General features: G+C 53.0%; 19 protein-coding genes. 12 read left to right on the forward strand and 7 right to left on the reverse strand.

The window, feature by feature from the left end:
• The first annotated feature begins 20 nt into the window (after positions 1 to 20).
• A complete protein-coding gene (fliW, locus tag FE782_RS19615; RefSeq protein WP_138195939.1) occupies positions 21 to 506 on the forward strand; it encodes a flagellar assembly protein FliW in 486 nt (161 codons plus the stop codon).
• Positions 487 to 729: a carbon storage regulator CsrA gene (csrA, locus tag FE782_RS19620; protein ID WP_138195940.1), complete on the forward strand. Its 243-nt coding sequence runs from the start codon at positions 487 to 489 to the stop codon at positions 727 to 729. Before fliW ends, csrA begins: the two co-directional genes overlap by 20 nt.
• Positions 730 to 750: 21 nt before the next feature.
• Here the strand turns inward: csrA and FE782_RS19625 are convergent, their stop codons facing one another.
• From FE782_RS19625 to FE782_RS19655, 7 genes are read right to left on the reverse strand one after another with little or no spacing between them, the layout of a single operon-like run.
• Positions 751 to 1,443 carry an acylneuraminate cytidylyltransferase family protein gene (locus tag FE782_RS19625; protein ID WP_138195941.1) on the reverse strand — a complete coding sequence of 231 codons (693 nt, stop codon included), beginning with the start codon at positions 1,441 to 1,443 and terminating at the stop codon, positions 751 to 753.
• Positions 1,440 to 2,492: a nucleotidyltransferase family protein gene (locus FE782_RS19630; RefSeq protein ID WP_138195942.1), complete on the reverse strand. Its 1,053-nt coding sequence runs from the start codon at positions 2,490 to 2,492 to the stop codon at positions 1,440 to 1,442. The genes FE782_RS19625 and FE782_RS19630 overlap by 4 nt, the downstream gene beginning before the upstream one ends.
• The gene (locus tag FE782_RS19635; protein WP_138195943.1) at positions 2,489 to 3,127 is read right to left on the reverse strand and encodes an acetyltransferase; all 639 of its coding nucleotides are present in this window, start codon (positions 3,125 to 3,127) and stop codon (positions 2,489 to 2,491) included. The genes FE782_RS19630 and FE782_RS19635 overlap by 4 nt, the downstream gene beginning before the upstream one ends.
• Positions 3,124 to 4,197, reverse strand: coding sequence for an N-acetylneuraminate synthase (neuB, locus tag FE782_RS19640; RefSeq protein ID WP_138195944.1), 1,074 nt, complete (start codon positions 4,195 to 4,197; stop codon positions 3,124 to 3,126). Before neuB ends, FE782_RS19635 begins: the two co-directional genes overlap by 4 nt.
• Entirely contained in the window at positions 4,190 to 5,356 is a 1,167-nt protein-coding gene (neuC, locus tag FE782_RS19645) for a UDP-N-acetylglucosamine 2-epimerase (RefSeq protein WP_138195945.1), read from the reverse strand. Before neuC ends, neuB begins: the two co-directional genes overlap by 8 nt.
• A gap of 4 nt (positions 5,357 to 5,360) precedes the next feature.
• Positions 5,361 to 6,545 carry a LegC family aminotransferase gene (locus FE782_RS19650; protein ID WP_138195946.1) on the reverse strand — a complete coding sequence of 395 codons (1,185 nt, stop codon included), beginning with the start codon at positions 6,543 to 6,545 and terminating at the stop codon, positions 5,361 to 5,363.
• Positions 6,542 to 7,528 (reverse strand): NAD-dependent 4,6-dehydratase LegB, encoded by a 987-nt coding sequence (locus FE782_RS19655; RefSeq protein WP_138195947.1) that lies wholly within the window; start codon positions 7,526 to 7,528, stop codon positions 6,542 to 6,544. Before FE782_RS19655 ends, FE782_RS19650 begins: the two co-directional genes overlap by 4 nt.
• Before the next feature lie 219 nt (positions 7,529 to 7,747).
• Between FE782_RS19655 and FE782_RS19660 the strand changes: the two genes are divergently transcribed.
• The 10 genes from FE782_RS19660 to hpf all read left to right on the forward strand — a co-directional run bounded on the left by FE782_RS19660 (position 7,748) and on the right by hpf (position 17,743).
• Positions 7,748 to 9,391 carry a flagellin N-terminal helical domain-containing protein gene (locus FE782_RS19660; RefSeq protein WP_138195948.1) on the forward strand — a complete coding sequence of 548 codons (1,644 nt, stop codon included), beginning with the start codon at positions 7,748 to 7,750 and terminating at the stop codon, positions 9,389 to 9,391.
• Positions 9,392 to 9,472: 81 nt separating this feature from the next.
• Positions 9,473 to 10,684, forward strand: a complete 1,212-nt coding sequence (locus tag FE782_RS19665) for a glycosyltransferase family protein (protein ID WP_138195949.1) — start codon at positions 9,473 to 9,475, stop codon at positions 10,682 to 10,684.
• Positions 10,685 to 10,855: 171 nt separating this feature from the next.
• A complete protein-coding gene (locus FE782_RS19670) occupies positions 10,856 to 11,452 on the forward strand; it encodes a DUF8042 domain-containing protein (RefSeq protein WP_138195950.1) in 597 nt (198 codons plus the stop codon).
• A gap of 3 nt (positions 11,453 to 11,455) precedes the next feature.
• Positions 11,456 to 13,333 carry a motility associated factor glycosyltransferase family protein gene (locus tag FE782_RS19675; protein WP_138195951.1) on the forward strand — a complete coding sequence of 626 codons (1,878 nt, stop codon included), beginning with the start codon at positions 11,456 to 11,458 and terminating at the stop codon, positions 13,331 to 13,333.
• Between the two features lie 38 nt (positions 13,334 to 13,371).
• The gene (locus tag FE782_RS19680; RefSeq protein WP_238392573.1) at positions 13,372 to 13,773 is read left to right on the forward strand and encodes a flagellar protein FlaG; all 402 of its coding nucleotides are present in this window, start codon (positions 13,372 to 13,374) and stop codon (positions 13,771 to 13,773) included.
• A 35-nt stretch (positions 13,774 to 13,808) separates the two neighbouring features.
• Positions 13,809 to 15,686: a flagellar filament capping protein FliD gene (fliD, locus tag FE782_RS19685; protein ID WP_138195952.1), complete on the forward strand. Its 1,878-nt coding sequence runs from the start codon at positions 13,809 to 13,811 to the stop codon at positions 15,684 to 15,686.
• Between the two features lie 49 nt (positions 15,687 to 15,735).
• On the forward strand, positions 15,736 to 16,128 hold the full coding sequence (gene fliS, locus FE782_RS19690; protein ID WP_138195953.1) for a flagellar export chaperone FliS: 393 nt from the start codon (positions 15,736 to 15,738) through the stop codon (positions 16,126 to 16,128).
• 1 nt (position 16,129) lies between these two features.
• Positions 16,130 to 16,483, forward strand: a complete 354-nt coding sequence (locus FE782_RS19695) for a flagellar protein FliT (RefSeq protein WP_138195954.1) — start codon at positions 16,130 to 16,132, stop codon at positions 16,481 to 16,483.
• 309 nt (positions 16,484 to 16,792) lie between these two features.
• Positions 16,793 to 16,990 carry a cold shock domain-containing protein gene (locus tag FE782_RS19700; RefSeq protein WP_138195955.1) on the forward strand — a complete coding sequence of 66 codons (198 nt, stop codon included), beginning with the start codon at positions 16,793 to 16,795 and terminating at the stop codon, positions 16,988 to 16,990.
• A gap of 195 nt (positions 16,991 to 17,185) precedes the next feature.
• Positions 17,186 to 17,743, forward strand: coding sequence for a ribosome hibernation-promoting factor, HPF/YfiA family (gene hpf, locus FE782_RS19705; protein WP_138195956.1), 558 nt, complete (start codon positions 17,186 to 17,188; stop codon positions 17,741 to 17,743).
• Positions 17,744 to 17,841: the final 98 nt, after the last annotated feature.

A 17,841-nucleotide genomic window follows, 5' to 3' on the forward strand; every position in this document is an offset into this window, starting at 1 on the left:
GACGAAGGAGCTAAGCCGCTATGAGTATTGTCATTGATTCGCCCGTGCTCGGATCCATTAACGTCGAGCAGGGCGATATTTATTCGTTTCCGCGCGGGGTTCCGGGATTTGAAGACAACAAGCAGTTTGTAATCGTCCAGCCGGAGCCAGGCGCGCCGTTCGCGTATTTGCAATCGACGGAAAGCCCCGATCTCGTGCTGCTCGTAACGAATCCGTTTTTGTTTTATCCGTCGTACGACTTCGAGTTGCCCGATCAGGTGGCGGAGGAGCTCGGCATTGAAGCGAAAGAGGATGTCGAGGTGTGGTGCGTCGTCACCGTTCCGGAGCAGATGGAGCGGGCGAGCGTGAATCTGCTTGCGCCGATCATTGTGAACGTGAACGCGCGAACCGGCCGGCAGACGATATTGACGAATACGCCGTACGCGACGAAGCATCCGCTGTTTCCTGGTGCAACGGACGAACAGCGGCCTGCGGGAGGTGACGGCGATGCTGGTACTCACCCGTAAGAAGGGCGAAACCGTGATGATCGGCGACGACATTGAGATCGTCGTGCTTGGCGGCGAAGGCGATACGGTGAAGATCGGCATCCGAGCGCCGAAGCATGTGAACATTTTCCGTAAGGAAGTGTACTTGTCGATCCAGGAATCCAACCGCGAGGCATCGAAGCTACCGACGGTCGCTCCGGGGCAGCTAAGCGCACTGTTTCAAAAGCAACGCCCTAAAACATAAAAAACCAACGGCCAGACTCGCTTACGAGTCGGCCGTTGTTCGTGTTAAGGTCCAGTGCAAGTATTCTACATCCTCCGGCGTATCGATATCTAAAGAGCGGGATTTCGGCATGGCATACCCGAATACCTTCCCCTTCAAGAAGGAGCCTAACCGGACGAGCGTTTCGATCCTGGAGACGTAAACCGCCCCGTTCAGCACATAGGTTTTGGGAAGCTTCTGCCGGGGGACGTCCGAAGGCTCCAACAGCGGCGTCATGCCGCCTTGATCGGATAAAGCGTACATCCAAAAAGGGCTCTTATCCGTCTCGACCACGCTGACGCAGTGATCGGCTTGCCGTTCGACGGCCAACTCGATGCATCGATCGATATCCTCTACGGAACGGAGCGGCGAGGTCGGTTGCAGCAGAACGACGTAATCATAACCTGGGAGCTCCTGTACGGCATGTAAGACGGGAGCTACGCCCGGTGTATCGTCTCTTGCCAATTCGGCGGGACGAACGAAAGGCGCCTCCGCGCCGCAGGCGACAGCGACATCGAGAATGTCCCGATCATCGGTGCTGATCACGATGCGGTCGATATATTTCGACCGTGCCGCCGCGTCGATCGTATAGGCGATCAACGGCTTGCCCGCCACGTCGACGATGTTTTTGCGAGGGACCCCTTTCGAGCCACCCCGGGCCGGAATGAGGGCCAGTACCTTGGCTTCGCCGATCATGCCCCGAATACCTCTTGGAATTCGCCGTTCGCGCGGTCGAACTCCTCCAACCGTCCGATATCGAGCCAATATTCCCGAATCGGAAAAACGGTGGTCGTCTGCTGCTCTATCATTAAGGATTGGAATAAATTAGGCATGTCGTAGAACGTCCCCTTTGGCACCTGCCGCACAGCCTCCGGCGACAGCACGTAAATGCCGGCATTGACGAAATACTTCTGCAGCGGCTTCTCCTCGATCGCTCTCATTCGATGCTCTTCGACGCGGACGACTCCGTAAGGCACTTGGAACTGATATTCGCGGACGCACATCGTGCCGGCGGATTCTTGTTCATTATGAAACTCCAAGAGCTGCTGAAAATTGACCTTCGTCAGCAAGTCGCCGTTCATGACAATGAGCGGCTCCTGCGGCTGCTCGGGAAGGAGGCTCAGGGCGCCTGCGGTGCCCAGCCGCTCCGTCTCTTGAATATAGTGAATCTCGACGCCCCACTTGGAACCGTCGCCGAAATAGCTTTGGATCATATCGGCTTTGTAATTGACGGATAAGAAAAATTTCGAAAAACCTTGATCAACGAAGCTTTCCAGTATCGTCTCGAGAATCGGCTTCGTGCCGACCTTCAGGAGCGGCTTCGGTGTTTCTTCGGTCAACGGACGGAGCCGCGTGCCAAGGCCTCCGGCCATTAGGACGACCCAATTGTTTCGCTTGACCGCTTCTACCAGCTCGTCGAAAATTGCGAAGCTGACGAGCACGCCTTCGTCGTCGACGATCGGAATGTGACGAATTCGTTTCTCCTTCATCAATTCCAGAATGCGCCGCTTCGGCGTGCTTCGGTAAGCGACGACCGGTGACACATTCATAATATGCTCGGTCGAATGGTGTAACGCGACGCCGCGCAAAATCGCGCGCCTGACGTCGCCGTCGGTCACAGTGCCAAGCAGCTTGCGATGCTCGTCCACGACGAGGGCGATCTGCAGGCTACTCCGGTCGATAACGCGGATCGTCTCTTCCATCGTGGCGTCGGGGGAGACGAGCGCATGGGTCCAGCTTTTCATGATGAGCCTACCTCCTTCGCTGGGATGCCGACAGCGGTCGATCCGGGTCGCACGTCCTGAAGGACGACGGCACCGGCGCCGACGCAGGCGTGTTGGCCGATAGTAATGTTCTGTATAATTGTCGCCCCGGCACCGACGAAAGCCCCTGTGGCTACCGTAACGGCTCCGGTTATTATCGCGCCGGGGGCAATGGAGCAATGGTCGTCCAACCGGCAGTCGTGGTCGACGGACGCCCTCGTGTTGACGATAACATTCGCACCGATTCGCACACTCGGTTGAATAACCGCCCCGGCCATTATCTGGACGGCTTCGCCGATGACGACGTCGTCCGCAATTACGGCGGATGGATGAATGAGCGAATGGAACGGATAACCGAGCTCCTTAAAACGGGTATACAGACGGATGCGCGGAACGTTCGATTTAACGGAGCCGAGCCCGATCGTCAGTACGACGTCCCCCGGTGTGTAACAGAGGACGAACGCTTCGTCCGTTCCTAAATAGGGGACCCCCTGGATCGATCCGCCGTGCCGGTCTTCTAGATCGGTATACCCGACAACGGGAGTTCCGGTCAATCGAAGCGTCTGGATGACGACCTTCGCATGACCGCCCCCGCCGATGACGACGACCGGCTTCATCGTTCGATCAGCTCGTCTTTCCGGTATGCGCGCTTTGCCGGCATTCCGATCACATCCCACAAGTAGATCGGAGAGATGCCCGAGCCGGGGCGTTTTTCGGTAATGTTTTCTTCGGAAAACGGTTCCCCTGCCGCAATCTCCCTCGCGGCGACGAGACTTTTTCGAGCGATGTGCCTATTTTTCGCTTCGGACACGGTCGGAGCTTTGATCGACTGCCCCAAACTCGCTTCCGTATCGCGAACGGCTTTCACCATCACGCAAAGCTCGTCCGGCTCCAGGGACGCTTTATGGTCGGGGCCTTCCATACCGCGGTCCAAGGTGAAATGCTTTTCGATGACTTCCGCGCCGAGCGCGACGGCAGCGATCGGAATCGTGATGCCCTGCGTATGATCGGAGTATCCGACGGGTACTCCGAAAGCTGTGCGCATTGTACACATCGCGCGCAGGTTGACTTCCTCCAGCGGAGCGGGATATTCCGTCGTACAATGCAGCAGCGTCACGTGCTCTCGAAGTGCCGCTTGCCCCTTATCGGAGCTATATGCCCGCCGAAACTCCGCGAGACCGGGAGCGCCGGTCGAGATATAGCCGAAGGCTAGCACGGAAAGCGCCGATTCGATGTCCGAGAGGTCGGCCATGCCGGTGGAGACGATGACGGGCAGCCCGGTGCGGGCGGCCGCGAGAAGCAATCTCGCGTTCGTGGCATCTCCCGACGACAGCTTGATGCGGCAGATTCCCGTTTCAACGAGAAATTGAAGGCTCCCTACGTCGAACGGGGTAGACAAAAACTCGATGTTGCGCCTCTTGCATCGTTCGATCAAATCGGGGTACATCTCGGGGCTGAGCTCGAGTTTCTTCAGCATTTCGAACTGAGTCGCTTCCCCTTGCGTCGCCGCCTTCTGATATTCGGCTTTCGGAGCGGACCGCGTGACGAGCTTCTCGGCGGAGAACGTCTGGAATTTGACGGCGTCGGCTCCGGCGTCCGCCGCGGCGTCGACGAGCTGGAGCGCTAAGTCCGGCGACCCGTTATGGTTCACGCCAGCCTCCGCGATGATATACGTACGTTTATTCATCGATGGACACCTCGTAGAACGATTTTTGGATGAGCGACTTCGGTTCCGGGCACCGCTTGAGCGCCTCAACGATGCGACCGACGCTGTTCCCGTCGCCGTAAGGATTGATTACGCCCGAAGCGTCTGTGTTCATCGCCTTAAGGATCGTATCATAAATGTCATCTGCATCGGCGCGGCAATGTAGGACGGACTCCGCGTGAAGCCGGCCTTTCTGCCGATTGCCGATGTTGACGGTCGGCTTCCCGAAGGAAGGGACCTCGTACAGCCCGCTGGAAGAATTGCCGACGACGGCGTCAACGTATCGAATCGCGCTGAAATAACGCAGTTGTCCAAGCGAAGGGTACGCCCTGGCGTTCAGCCTGTCGGCGACGAACGCTTCCGTCTGCCGAATCAGTTCTCTACCGAATGTATCGGCATTCGGAAAGGTGAAAATAATACCGACCCCCGGGCCAAGTTTATCCAACGCCTCCAATAGCTCGGCGAATTGTTTCTCGGGCGGGTCAGTCTCCAATGTCGCGGGATGAAACGTCACGATGACATTTCGCTCCCGGAACGTAAATCCGCCTAACGATTGTTCCAGCTCCGGCTTTGAAAGCAGCGGGAGTTTTAGAATGGTGTCGATCGCGGGGCTTCCGACGGTAATCACGGTTTCCGGCCGTTCGCCCATCTGCACGACACGCCGGGTCGAAGCCGGGTTCGTCGTGAAGTGGAGATGGGACATCTTCGTAATGCTGTGCCGGATCGCATCGTCGTAAGCTCCCTCGGAGATGTCCCCGCCTGCGATATGCGCGATCGGAATTGTGGCGATGAGCGCGGCTTGCGCTGCGGCTAGCATCTCGTAGCGGTCGCCCAGAATGAGTACGAGATCCGGCTGCAATCGGGCGAAGACGTCTGCGAAGCCAATCGTGGCGAGGCCGATCGATTTCGTGACGGCTACGGGGCTGTCTCCGGAGAGAAGCATGTCCACCTTTGCATCGATACGAAAACCTTCCCTCTCGATGTCCCGCGCGGTGTTTCCGAATTCAGGCGACAGATGAGCGCCGGTCGCAACCAGATGCAGCTCCCACTCCGGTTGGCTCTGAATCGCCTCCAGCACAGGCTTCAGAATGCCGAAGTCGGCCCGCGTGCCCGTGATTGCGCAGATGCTTCTTAGCGTCATTGCTTCACGCTCCTAACGCGGAGCCGCTGGGGATATTGATGATTCGTGCTTCCAGCGAACGGCTGACCGATAAGTCCATGGACGGGCATCCCGCGTACATCGGCAGATGGGTCATCAGCTTCCATGCCGGTCTTGTCATGAGTCCCGCTTGATTCGTGAGTTCCAGGATGACGTCGCGCGCGGAAGCGGCGGATTCGTCCAGGATGAGCGTCTGAAGCCAGTAGTTGCTCGAGGCGTACTCCGGTTCCTTAAAAAGAGAGACCCCTTCAACAGCACTGAACGCTTGTTCATATTTCAAATATAGGGCTCGTTTGCTTTCAAGGAAGCGGGGCAGCTGTTCTAACTGCGCGCAGCCGAGCGCCGCGTTCAGGTTCGGCATTCGGTAGTTGAAGCCGATCTCGTCGTGCGAGTATTCCCAGGCATGAGGGAGTTTCGCCGTCGTCGTCAGATGCTTCGCCCGCCGCGCGATCGCCTGGTCGTCGGTCAGAATGGCTCCGCCTCCGCCGGTCGTTACGATTTTATTTCCGTTGAAGCTGAGCGCGGCGATGGTGCCGAACGTCCCTGTATGCTTGCCTTTATAGTAAGAGCCTAAAGACTCAGCGGCGTCTTCGACCAGGACGAGGCCGAACCGTTCGCAGATACGCTGCAAAGGCTCGAGGTCGGCGGGATGCCCGAACGTATGCATCGGGACGACCGCCCGCAGTCGGGCGCCTGTGCCCTTATTGTACCAACCGTCCGACCGCCGTTCCGCGATCTCGTAGAGATAATTACCGAGCTTCCGGGCATCTACCCCCAGCGTAGCCGAATCGATATCTACAAAGTGGGGAACTGCGCCGGTATAGCGAACGGCGTTGGCCGTGGCGACGAACGTCAACGCCGGCAGGAGCACCTCGTCGCCCGGCATGACGCCGGCCAATAGAAGCGCCACGTGCAGCGCGGCGGTGCCGTTCACAACGGCTACGGCGTACTTCGCCCCAGTGATTTCAGCAATCATTTCCTCGATTCGAGTCACATAGCTTCCGACGGAAGACACCCAACCCGTGTCGATGCATTCCTTGACGTACGTCCACTCGTTCCCGCGGAACGTCGGCTCGTGCAGCGGGGTAAAGGCGTTGTCCGTGTTCGGAAGAGCTTTCCGGAGCGCTGCGATAATGTCGTTGGATAATTGCGTCGATTGATTCGGCGTCATATGTTGTACACCCCAGCTTTATACTTAGCAAGCTGCTGGGGATTCGTAAACCACTCGGCCGTCTCCGCGATGCCTAGTTTGAATCCTTCTTTCCCGCCGTACTCAGGCGCCCATCCGAGCAGCTCCCGCGCTTTGGAGTTGTCCGCCCAAAGCCGCTCCACCTCGCTCTTCTCTGGTCGAAGCCGGAGGTCGTCGGTCTCGATTTCGATTTCCGCGCCCATCGCCTCCGCGATGATCCGAGCTGTTTCCCCGATCGACACTTCATAATTGCTGCCGATATTGATGACTTCTCCGACGGAACGTTCGCTGCGGCCCGCGGCGATAAAGCCGGCGACGGTGTCTTTCACATAATTGAAGTCGCGCGTCGGATGAAGGGATCCCAGTTTGATCCGCCGCTGACCGCTGGCGATCTGCGTAATAATCGTAGGTATGACCGCCCGGGCGGATTGTCTTGGCCCGTATGTGTTAAACGGCCGCACGATCGACACCGGCGTCTGGAACGACAAATAGAAGGACATGGCGATTTGATCCGCGCCGATCTTCGAAGCGGAGTAGGGGGACTGTCCTTGCAGCGGGTGCTCCTCGGTGATCGGAACGAAACGTGCCGTGCCGTACACCTCGCTTGTGGAGGTATGAATGACTTTAGTGCCTAAATCCCGGGCTGCTTGCACGACGTTCAGCGTTCCCTTCACGTTCGTGTCCACGTAGGTATCCGGCGAGTGGTAGCTGAACGGGATCGCAATCAACGCGGCCAGATGGTATACCGCATCGCAGCCCTTCATCGCTTGCTTCACGCCGTGCGGGTCGCGGATGTCCCCGGCGAACACGTCCAGTTCGTCCCTTATCGGCGACTCGTCGAGCCACCCCCAAGAGTTGAAAGAGTTATACAATACGAAAGCCCGCACGTCATGGCCTTGCCTGACGAGTTCCTCGGTCAGATGGGAGCCAATAAATCCGTCCGCGCCCGTTATCAGTATTTTCATGTCGTGTCTACCTCGATCCACATTTATTGTAGAAATAATTATAGCATTAATCATTTTCGGCTACTTTCTAAAAAATTTTCAAAACACTATAAAAAAAACATCGACAGATTTCGATATATACTTTAGACCGAGTTATTCTAGGGCGGCCGACCTGCGAATAATGGCGGAAAACCACATGGATGTGGGAATCTACATATTTCTTCAAGGAGGAAGAATTCAATGCGTATTAATCACAACATTCAAGCGTTGAACACGCACCGTCAATTGACGGGCAACACGTCGATGGCAGGTAAGTCTCTCGAGAAACTGTCTTCCGGCTTCCGCATCAACCGCGCAGGCGACGATGCAGCAGGCTTGGCAATCTCCGAGAAAATGCGCGCGCAGATCCGCGGCCTCGACATGGCTTCGAAGAACGCGCAAGACGGCATCTCTTTGATCCAAACGGCTGAGGGCGCGCTCAACGAGACGCACTCCATCCTCCAACGGATGCGCGAACTCGCGGACCAATCCGCGAACGGCACGAACACGGCCGACGACCGCGCGGCTCTTCAAGAAGAGATCAAGCAGTTGAAGGACGAAATCGACCGGATCGGCAACACGACGGAATTCAACACGCAAAAACTCTTGAACGGTGCCTTGAAGAACGCTGGCACGATCAACGTCGACATCGACACGACGACGGGCGCGTCGGTTGCGAAGATGACGGCCGCTAAGCTAACTGGCGGTTCGGGTATGATGCAAACGAAGGTAGCATCCGGCAACTTCAAGATGGAGACGATCATCGTTGACGGCACGGATATTAAGGTTGACTGGTCCAAGCTGACGACCGAAGAGAAGAACACCTTGATGGGTATCAGCACGGACGCAACTACGCAAAACAAAGCGAAGGACTTGATCATCTCCAAGATCAACGAAGCGATCGACGCATCCGGCGCGAACGTTGCTCACATCACGGGCTACGTAAGTGGCGCGGGCACATCGTCCGGTGGTGCACGCCTCGTCCTTGAGAGTGGTTCCAAAGGTATCAACTCCAAGGTTGACGTTAAAATCTCCGGCGGCGTAGGCGTTCTCGCTAACGTAATGGGCGGTGCGTCCGGTGGTAGCGTAACTTCGGGTACTTCGAAGTATAACGGCACTTCTTACGCGGCAGCTCAATCGTTCGACGTTACGGTTGACGGCATCCTGATGAAGGTTGACATCGGTGCCATCACAGGTGGCACGACGACTATGTCCGGCCTCGCTGCGAACCTGCAATCCGGCATTAACAAGGCGATCAGCGGTTACAATAAGGTTACGAACAAGTCGGCTGGCCAAGAAGGCTACATGACGAAGGTTTCCGTCTCCGTAAGTGACGACGGCCGATTGGTCGTAAGTAACGAGAACGGCCCAGTCACCTTCAAGGATCTTGTCGGTCAATCGGTCGTTCAAGACCTCGGCTTGTCCCAAGCGCAAACGGAATCCACGGGCAATGGCGGCGTAACGTTCCAAATCGGCGCGAACCGCGGTCAGACGATTTCGTTCGGCATCGGAGACATGCGTGCAACAGCTCTTGGCGTCAATGCACTCGACATTTCGACGGCGACCGGCGCTTCCCAAGCGCTTGACAAACTGGACAGCGCGATCAAGAGCGTTTCCGAACAACGTTCCAAGATGGGTGCTGTACAGAATCGCCTTGAACACACGATCAACAACTTGCAGACGGCTTCCGAGAACCTCACGGCTGCGGAATCCCGTATCCGCGACGTCGACATGGCGAAGGAAATGATGGACTTCACGAAGTCGAACATCCTCTCCCAAGCGGCTCAAGCAATGTTGGCTCAAGCGAACCAGCAGCCGCAAGGCGTGCTCCAATTGCTCCGATAAGATCGGACATCTTCTAAAAAACTTCCGGTCTTTAACGGACCGGAAGTTTTTTTAACTATTTCGGCTGAAAGGATATCAATTATGATTCCAAGAAATGTTCGAAAACAGGAGACGATTGTATTATTCAATGGGCAAAGCCAGTATGACGTCCTGCGCTATTTTATTGCCGATATGGCCGTAGGTTTTCGAACGCTGGGCTATCATGTGACCATCATTGATTTGCTGAAGGAAAACTGGTTGAAGGAACTTCAGAAAACCATTAACGAAATGGATATCCTGTTTTTCTTTTCGATGAATGGAATGGCCATTGATCTAAAGATCGGTGATAAATCTTTATATGACCAACTGAACATCCCGTTTTTTGCCTTTTTCGTGGATCATCCGATGTATCAATTACCGCGTCTGAACGCAGGCGTAAAAAATTTAATCGTATCGTGCGTAGACCAGAAACATATAGAGTTTCTAAATAAATATATGCAAGGAGATTACTCGAAGGTATTCATCCCTCACGGTTCCAGTAACGGAGATTTCCCTTCCCAAGAACAAGTTCCGTTAGTACCGATAATCGATAGAGAGATAGACATTCTTTTCACAGGAACGTATGCAAATCCGGAGAGCTACCGTAATGAGTGGCGATCTTTAAATAAACATGTAGCCGAGTTATTCGACGATATAGCGGAAGTCGCGTTGAGCCAGAACGAGAAAACGATGGTGGAAATCGCCGAGGAAACCCTCTCCTCCAGGGGGATCGACAGCATTTATATGCACCATGGGAATTTTTGGTCTACACTCGTTCAGGTCGACCTGTACAACCGTACAGTTAAAAGACGGGAAGTCGTAACTAAGCTGGCACAGCTCCCCGTAAGGTTTGAAATATATGGAAACGGCTGGGACGAGTTGCAAATTACCAATAACACTACAACGTTTCATCCGTTCGTTTCCTTTGAGATGGCGCAAGAAAAGATGCGTAACTCCAAGCTGGTGCTTACGATTCTTCCGAGTTTTACAAGTGGAGGGCATGAACGGGTATTTTCATCGATGCTGCACGGCGCGGTGTCCATGGTCAACCGGAATATTTACTTCGAAAAGCACTTCAAGGATCGGGACAGCATTCTTCTTTATGATTTCGGTACCGATATTCAGGGAACGGCAGCAAGCATGTTAGACGACCTGCCGTTGATGCAACAGGTTGCCGATGGTGGAAGAGAATCCGCTCTCGAGAGACATACGTGGAAGCAGAGAGCGGAGGAAATCATAAAACACGTACAGTATCACAAATTTTTTACGTCGTAACGAAATATTGCGAATGCCCCCATAGAAGATTTACGGTGAAGTTGGAATTCCGCGAATCTTCGAGGGGGTATTTTAGTTTACATAACATGGAATTCATTCAACGCCTTTTTTGTAAAAAAACGTTGAACATTTGCCGATACATACTATACAACCATTTAGGAGCTGGAACTATTGAAAATCAAATTTAACGGCCAAGATTGGAATATTGAGAACACCATGGAAAAGTACGACTTATTCTTGGAAAACATTAATAACAATTGGCCTTCTGCCGAGTTGAGGCTTAGTCATTTCATCGTAGATGGGGTAGCCATATATGATAATTTTGAAGAGTACGTCTCTAATCGGATTCATGGAATTGAAAACTTGGAGATCGTAACGGTCACGCATCAGGAATTATTAACCGGCACGATTCAGGCTGCCATCCAATATGTGTTTGAAAATAAACCTCGTATCGTTTCGATGTCCAAGCAATTTTACCGTGGAGCCACTTCCACGACTTGGAACGAATTCGGCAGCTTGACGGAGGGCATCGAATGGTTGCTACAGCTCACTTCCCACTTGGAAGGGACATTCGTCAAAGACGCCAAATTGACCGAATCCGTTCAAGAGATTCGGAGGAAGCTAACGGATCTCATTTCCGCATTGTTTCAAGCTTTGCAAGGCAAGGATGAGACCACACTGTCCGACTTGCTGCAATACGAACTGATTCCAGTATTCGAGGAGCTGGAAGCATTGCTCCCGAAGTACATGATTGGCGGGGTGGCGTAACGAATGCGGATCGATAACCAAGCTTGGCTGAACCGTGTAAACCCGGAGCTCATTCGGTTTATGGATCTGTTGTCCGATCAGATCGAACGCATGCCTTTACAGACCATAGAAACCAAAACGGGAGACGTCACGCTAAAGCTGACCGAAACGAACGGTACCACCTTCTTTCTGCAGAGTCAGTACGATCCGGATCGGGAAGCTGGGATATTTGTCGACGGTCTTACTCCACCGGAAGGGGAATTTCATGTCTTGTTTTACGGTCTGGGCATGGGGTACCATGTGGAAGCCTTCATGGAGCGATTCCCTGAAGCTACCGTTTCGCTTTACGAGCCTCTTCCTGCCGTCTTTTATCATTATTCGAAAAATCGCCCGTTCTCGAAGCTGAATAAAAAACAGGTGAAGCACATCTTCGTCGAGCTCTCGCTGGACATTGGAAATCAGAGCCTGGATGTTCTTGCCAGGAGTACGGCCAAGCCTCTCTGGACTGTTGTTCACCCGGCATATCGTCGGCATTTCGAAGGAAAGGTGAATTTGTTCTTTGAACGTTTCAAGGAAATTTTGGAGCGCCAGAAGTTCAATGTCATCGCGGACTACAAGTTCCAGAAGTTATGGACCTTGAACAGCATTCTGAACTTTCCGTATACCATGAGCACCCCTAATATTATGGAGGTAAAGAGACACTTCGAGAATAAGCCGGTTCTTGTCGTCTCCGCAGGACCGTCATTGAAGGATGACATCGAGTCGATTCGAAAAATTAAACAAGAGAAATCCGCCTATATCCTCGCGGTAGGTTCAGCTAACAAAGCTTTGCTTAGTCACGAGATCATGCCCGATGCAGTGTGTACCTATGACCCCTCGATGCTGAATCAAAAAGTTTTCACAGACATCGTGGAGAGAAATCTGGATACGATCCCGATGATATTCGGCACATCCGTAGGGAACGACACGATCTTGAAGTATACGGGGCCGATGCTTCATATGTTCACATCCCAGGATCACGTATCGGATTATTACTTAGGGGATGCAAAAAAGTGTTACCCCGTTTTTGATGACGCACCTTCCATTGCAGTAGTTACGCTGGAGATGCTGGCGCATCTCGGAGCGTCCCCGGTCATTCTAGCAGGTCAAAACTTAGCCGTACGCGACGATGAGTTTTACAGCAAGGGGATTCAATTCGAGCATCGCGGGAATGGATTGATGGACGACGAGAGGAATCGACTCGTCGAAGTGCTGAGCGTCGACGGGAAATTCATCCCGACCCTTCCGGAGTTCAACACGATGCGATTGCAGATGGAACAAACGATAGAGAAGTATCAACTGCAAGTCATCAATACGACGAAACAAGGGGCCCACATTAACGGAACGTCCTACGTACCGATCGAGCAACTGTTCGAAGACAAATTAATTCCGGGTACCGTCGTCGAAAATTGGTATAAGGTCGAGTCTTACGGATACCCGGTAGATTATGTGCTTCAAAATGGGAAGCGTCTAGAGGACAGTTTGGAAAAACAGCAGTTCGTTTTAGACGACTTACTATCCATCTTCCAACGGTTGGAGAACGCGATCCAAAACGGGACGAGGGGGGGCATTCCCCTTTTAATCGAGAAAATGGATAAGGCTCTCGATAAGCTCTTAAAGAACGAGTTCCATGTGCATTTTTGCGAACCGATGGTAAAATTGGCGACGAAGTTTATTAAATCCAGAAAATTGGACATGCAGGCGACAAACGATATGATTGAGCGGGCGAAGCTGGTTTTGGACACCTATGGACGTTACGTTTATGAGGTTCATCTGATAACGAACGAGTTCCGATGGGTGCTTCCGAAAGTTCATGAAAAAATCCAAGAATATACTAACAGAATGCAAAATGTTAGCCGATAAATACAGGTAACTAGTGGAATTCAAAGGAGGCCGTCGCTTTGAACAGCAATATCAACACTTCGTCCAATTATTACGTTCCGATTTCCGTTGAGCCGACTGCAGAGGCGCGGCCGATCAGGTCGGATGCGTCGACGAACAATAGCGTCCCTGCAAGGCTGATTAACTCCACGAACGACCTTCGGCGGGCGGAGCTTTCCGGCGAGCAGTACAACATCAGCGAAGAACAGCTGGTGCGCGCGATCGAGCAGGCAATTAAGAAGGTAGAGGGCCGTACGACGAACCTGCAATTTTCCGTTCATGAGCAGACGAAGCGTATTTCCGTTAAGGTGACGGACCGCGCGACGGGTGAAGTGATTCGGGAGATTCCGCCGGAGAAGACGCTCGATTTCGTGGCGAAGCTGTGGGAGATGGCGGGAATTCTCGTCGACGAGAAACGATAATTGCGGGAATGAACCGCGGGCAGGGGTGAAGGCCGATGGCTGATATGCGCATAAGCGGATTGGCGTCCGGAATGGACATAGACGATATGGTAAGCCGGTTGATGAGCGCCCATCGCATACCGTATCAAAAGCTGGAGCAGAAGAAGCAGGTTATGGAATGGCAGCGAGACGACTATCGTTCTATGAACGCGAAGATCCTCGAACTGAGGAACCAAGCGTTTAACATGCAATTGAGTTCAAATTACACGGCACGGAAGGCCATCTCCAGCGCGGACAGCTCGGTGAGCGCGACGGCGACGGCGTCGGCGACCGAAGGCATCTACACGATGAAAGTCACGCAATTGGCGAAGGCGGCTTCGATGACTTCGGCCACGAAGTTGGGGGTAGCGAGTGATACGGCGAAGCTTTCCGCGGCGGATACATCGGTGGCTCCGGCTGCCAAGTTCGAGGATGGCGACACCACGACGTTGACGATCAAAGGCGAGAAGGGCTCAGCCACAATCACGGTAAAGGGCAGCCAAACGGTTAGCGAATTCGTGAAAGATTTCAACAACCAGTCAAATCTGACTGGCGTGAAGGTCAGCTACGATAAGGCGTTGGATTCGTTCTTTTTCGTCTCCGCAAAAACAGGGGAGTCCTCCGGGTTCAGCTTGAGCAGCGAAGATCCGACTTTGATCACGAACGTGCTGAAGTTGGGCACGACGACATCGGGAACGGGAAGTCAATATACGGGGAGTGTCGATTTCGCTGCGAGTACGGATGTAATCGACAATACGTTAACCGCTGATCAGATGTTTAAGATCAAACACACTCCAATCTCGGGTACCGCCAAAGACTATGAATTTACGATTACAAAGGATATGACAGTCGGCCAGTTGATGAAAACTATCAACAGCTCCGATTTGGGGAAGCTTGGCGTTTCCGCATATATCGATGAGAATAAAAAGCTGGTTATCAAGGATTCGACAGGCGGGACGCTCGCATTTACGGATGAAACGTCCGATTCCAAAGACGTGGTAGCGAAACTCGGGTTATCGGGAGTGACGCCTACGACTTATTCTCAGAATAAGGTCAGCGCGGGCGGTGTGAATGCTAAGGTGGAATTCAATGATGTGGAAGCGGTCTTCGAGACGAATAGCTTCCAATTGAACGGCATCAACTTTGTTGCGAAAGCGGTGATGACGGACGAAGCGACGATAACCGTGAATCAGGACGTCGATACCGTTTTCGAAAACATCAAGTCTTTCGTTACGAAGTATAATGAAATGGTGGATTTGTTGAACAAGGAGTTAACCGAGAAGCGTTATCGCGATTTCACGCCGCTCACCGCCGAGCAACGCGAAGAGATGGATGAGAAGGATATCGAGCGTTGGGAGGAAAAGGCGAAGAGCGGGATGCTGAAAGGTGACCTGCTGATCCAGAGCGCCGTCTCCAACATGCGTAACTCGCTGATGCGCACAGTTCAAGGCTTACCTTCCGGGGACGCCAAAACGCTTGCAGATATAGGAATTACTTCTGGCAGTTGGTATGAGAATGGAAAACTTTATATTGACGAGACGAAGTTAAAGAAAGCGATCGCTGAAAAACCGGATGAGGTCGCTGCGTTATTCACGACGAACGACGGCGCGACGGGTGCGTCCGATTCCGATGGCTTGGCGGTTCGCTTTTATCAACAAGCGGATGCAATTATGGATAAGATCACGAAGAAGGCTGGCAAAGAGTCCAGCGTCAACAGCTCGTTCGACATCGGTAAGAATTTAGACGATCTTGAAGACGAGATGGAGAATTGGGCGCGTCGCTTGGACGACTTGCAAACCCGTTACTATAAACAGTTCACTGCAATGGAAAATGCATTAAACAAGATGAACGCGCAAAGCACCTACCTCATGCAGCAGTTCGGCGGCGGCGCTTAATGCCTCGCCGGCTGCGGCCAGTAGTACCGAAAGTTAAGGGGGACCTACAATGATTCAAGCGCAGCGCAACAAGTATCTGGAGACATCCATCCAAACCGCTACCCCTGCCCAACTGCTTATTATGCTGTGCGACGGCGCGATTCGGTTTTGCAAACACGCCATCGAAGCATTGAAGAACCAAAACTACGAGGAAGCGAACGAGTATCTCGGACGGACGCAGGATATCGTCAGCGAGTTCGCGATTACGCTCGATCGCAGCGCCGAAATTTCGGAGTCGCTTTCGAGGTTATACGAATATTTTAATTACCGTCTGATCCAAGCGAATATTAAGAAGTCGCCGGAGCCGGCGGAAGAAGTGCTCGGTTACCTTCTAGATCTGAAGGAAACCTGGGTGCAGGCTGCGCTCTTGTCCAAGCAATCCGGCGCGCCTGTAGCGAAGTAATATGACAAGCGCATTAACGGAAGCGGTCAACGCTCTGAAGCAAGCGACCGACAGCATTACGCGAAGATTGTCCCAAACGACATCGGAGGAATTAGAAGCCTACGTCGAAGAGAGGGAGCGGTACATACAATCGATCCGATCCTCGGTGGGCTCGGCGGCGCCCGGCGAAGTCGAGGCGTTGAAGCCGACGGTCGACGACGTGCTGGCGAAGGACGCCTTTATCGTCCGCCGAATGACGAAGCTGCGCGACGAAGCGTCGGAGAAGCTCAATCAGACGGCGCAGGCCAAGACGCAGCGCACCGCATACGAGCCGGCCCAACCTGTGGATAGCTATTTTTTCGACCGAAAAAAGTAACCGAAGCCCCTGCTGTTACGCACAGCGGGGGCTTTTTCGTACCCGAGTTACCCCCAGAACTGTGAACAATACATTTTCAGGTCTTGTGGACAATGTGTATAACTCTGTTAATAACTAATGAAAACCTGCTTTCATTAGCATGGTTAAAAATGAATAACATGTTGGTATTGGAATGTTCAGAATTCGATGCAAAAATTGACCATTAGTTCATAAAAACATCACTTGACAGAATTGACTTTTTCGCGAGGGGGATGGTATATTCAATCTGTGGCCTAGCCACGTACTTGATTATGAAGGGATTGTGTCTCAATGCAAGGTAAAGTGAAATGGTTCAACGCTGAGAAGGGTTATGGCTTCATCGAAACAGAACAAGGTGGAGACGTATTCGTGCATTTCTCGGCCATCCAAGCAGAAGGTTTCAAGACCCTAGATGAAGGCCAAGCCGTTGAGTTCGACATCGTCGAAGGCGCACGCGGACCTCAAGCAGCTAACGTAACCAAGATCTAATTACCATCGCGGCGGGAACGCCCTTAGAATAGATGGATTAAATCAAGGAACGGAATAGCATCGCACAGTCACACCTCGGGAAACCGAGGTGTTTTTTTGCGCACAACATGAAAGCGCTGACTTATCTGAAAATTTTGAATTCAGCATGTCCCTATGTTATAATGATGCTAAGCTTAACCAAAGGAGGCATGCTACATGATGTTTCACATTCGTGGCAAGAACGTAGAAGTCACCGATGCCTTGAGGGATTACGCGGAGAAGAAAGTCGGGCGCTTGGAGCGGTATTTCGAGGTTCCGCCTTCCTCCGACGTGTACATTACGTTAAGCGTGAATAAAAATAAACATACCGTCGAGGTGACGATTCCGTTCAGCGGCGTGACGCTTCGCGCCGAAGAGAAGTCCGCCGATATGTATGCATCGATCGACTTGGTCATCGACAAGCTGGAGCGGCAAATCCGCAAACATAAGACGCGCGTGAACCGGAAGGCTCGCCAAGAAGGAACGCAGCGCGCCATCTTTAAGGAAGCGTTCGAGCAGGCGCCTGCCGCCAGAGTGCACGAGGACGAGGAGGATTCATTCGAAGTGGTTCGCACGAAGCGCTTCACGCTGAAGCCGATGGCGATGGAGGAAGCGATTCTTCAGATGAACCTGCTCGGCCACGACTTCTACGTATTCGCCAACTCGGAGACGTCCGGCGTCAACGTTGTGTACAAGCGTGAGGACGGGCGCTACGGGCTGATCGAATCGGCGTAACTTCACATGTAAATAACGAAAATAAGGCCCCGTCTGCAACCTGACGGGGCCTTTCTGCGTACAAGTGAATAATGGCGGCGAATTTGCGACATATATAA

Origin of the sequence: Paenibacillus antri (assembly GCF_005765165.1) — a bacterium.
GTDB lineage: Bacteria > Bacillota > Bacilli > Paenibacillales > YIM-B00363 > Paenibacillus_AE > Paenibacillus_AE antri.